Here is a 384-nt window from a genome sequence, read left to right on the forward strand (position 1 = left end):
CGAGCGCTCGCTGATCGCGCCGCTGAGCGGGGCGCACGTCGTGAGCCTCAGCGCGGCCGACCTGCTGATCGACCGCCCGGCCGAGGAGCTGCTGCGCACCTACGCGCCGACGGTGCCACTCCGGTCGCCTGTCGGCGAGCACGGACCGCTCGTCGACACCAGCCGCGCCCGCGACCTGCTCGGTTTCGAACCGCTGTACTCCATCCACCGGCCGGAGCCCGCCGGCGACGAACTCGAGTTGGGAGCGCTCCATGCGTGACACCGCCACGTTTCGCACCTTCGATCAACCGTGGACGGCCCCGGACGATGTGCGCATCACCGGCATCCGGACGATCGTCACCGCGCCGGAGGGCACGCCGCTCGTCGTCGTGCGCGTCGACACGG

Annotated in this window: 1 protein-coding gene; it reads left to right on the top strand. The window is 72.1% G+C overall.

The genetic code is table 11. From position 1 onward, the window contains the following. Positions 1-259, top strand: a 259-nt coding sequence (locus tag SB717_RS34060) for a hypothetical protein (RefSeq protein WP_410907234.1), incomplete at its 5' end; no start/stop codon positions are given. Between the last annotated feature and the right edge of the window lie 125 nt (positions 260-384).

Source organism: Priestia sp. SIMBA_032, assembly GCF_046535215.1.
GTDB lineage: Bacteria > Bacillota > Bacilli > Bacillales > Bacillaceae_H > Priestia > Priestia aryabhattai.